General features: G+C 75.6%; 1 protein-coding gene. It reads right to left on the bottom strand.

What is annotated here, in order from left to right:
• On the bottom strand, nucleotides 1–1,768 hold a 1,768-nt coding region (locus tag ACTUAL_RS15785; RefSeq protein WP_440900792.1), incomplete at both ends, for an amino acid adenylation domain-containing protein.

Here is a 1,768-nt window from a genome sequence, read left to right as displayed (position 1 = left end):
ACCTCGACGCCGACGTCGGGCAGGGCCCTACGATCGAGCTTGCCGCTGGTGGTGAGCGGAAGCGCGTCGAGCACGACGAACACCGAGGGGACCATGTGCTCGGGGAGCCGCTCACGCAGGTGGGCCCGCAGGGCGGCGGGGGTGGGCATGGTGCCGGGGGTGGGCATGGTGCCGGAGGCAGGCAAGGCACCGGAGGCAGGCAGGGCGCCGGAGGCGGCGGTGCCCGGCACGGCATCGGAGGCTGCGGGGTCGGCAGGGGCGGCGGCGGACGTGGCGGTGTCCTGTGTTGCCGTGCCGTGTGCCGTGTCCGCGGGCACCAGGTAGGCGGCGAGGTGGTTGGCGCCGCCGCGGTGGCGGACGACCACGGCGGCCCGTGCGACGCCGGGGTGTTCGAGCAGGCGCGCCTCGACCTCGCCCGGTTCGACCCGGAAGCCGCGCACCTTGACCTGGTCGTCGGCGCGGCCGAGGTGCTCCAGGTCGCCGGCGCCGGTGCGGCGCACGAGGTCGCCGGTTCGGTACAGGCGCCGGCCGGGCTCGCCGAACGGGTCGGCGACGAAGCGCTCTGCGGTCAGGGCCGGTTGTCCGAGGTAGCCGCGTCCCACACCCGCGCCAGCCAGGTACAGCTCCCCCGGCACGCCGGGGGGCGAGGGCTGGAGGGCGCTGTCGAGCACGAGCGCCCGTACGTGCCCGATCGGCCGCCCGATGACCGGCCTGGCCGAGTCCGCGAGGTCCGCGGTGGTGGCGTCGACGGCGCACTCGGTGGGGCCGTAGTGGTTGACCGCGCGCACCCCGTCGACCGCGCGCAACCTGCGCCACAGCTCCTCGGGCACCGCCTCCCCGCCCGCGACCACCACCGAGGGCCGCCGCGCGGGGTCGTCCAGCAGGCCCTTGGCCACCAGGACGCGCAGGTAGGACGGCGCGGACTCGACGAAGTCGAGCCGCTGGGCGGCGACGTGCGCGACGCAGGCGGCGGGGTCGGTCCAGGTCGCGTGGTCGACCACGTGCAGCTCGTGCCCGGCGAACAGGCACGCGAGCTGGTCCCAGGTGGCGTCGAAGGAGGTCGACGTGCTCCAGGCGACCCGCAGCGGGCGCGCGGACGTGGCGAACAGCGTGGTCCGGTGGTGGACGAGCAGGTTCGCGAGGGCGCCGTGGGTGATCACGACGCCCTTGGGGCGACCGGTGGAACCCGAGGTGTGCAGCGCGTAGGCGGCCTGACGCGGGTCGACGGGGAGGGAGGTGGGGGCGGGGGAGGTGGTCTCGCGCGAGGCGGAGGCGGGCGGGGTGGTGTCGCTGTGGCGGCGGGCGGCGGGGACGGTGAAGGTCTGCTGCCTCAGGGCGACGGCGCCGGTTTCGGCGTGGGTGCGCCCGTCCTGGTTGGCGGCCTCGTTCTGGAGCTGCTCGGCGCTTCCCCGAGCAGCGGACTCGGGCTCGGGCATGGGCTCGGGCTCGGCCAGGAGATCGGCCACGAGCAAGGAGTCCGTGGGCAGCACACCCGCGAGTTCGCGTGCGGTGGTGGCGTCGGTGAGCACCGAGGTCGGGCGGATGTCGGCGAGCAGGTCGGCGATTCGGGCTGGTGGTTGGGCCGGGTCGAGCGGGGCGCAGGCCGCGCCGCGCTTGAGGACGGCCAGCAGTGCGGTCGCCAGATCGGCCGACCTGGGCATGGCCAGTGCGACGAAGTGCTCTGCCCCGATGCCGTGCGCGTGCAGGGCGCGGCTGAGCCGTTCGGCGCGGGCGTCGAGTTCGGCGTAGGTCAGGGTGGTGTCGCCGT

The organism is Actinosynnema sp., from assembly GCF_052038725.1.
The sequence above is the reverse complement of the archived record's forward strand: the minus strand, read 5'-3'. Positions and strand labels throughout refer to the sequence as shown.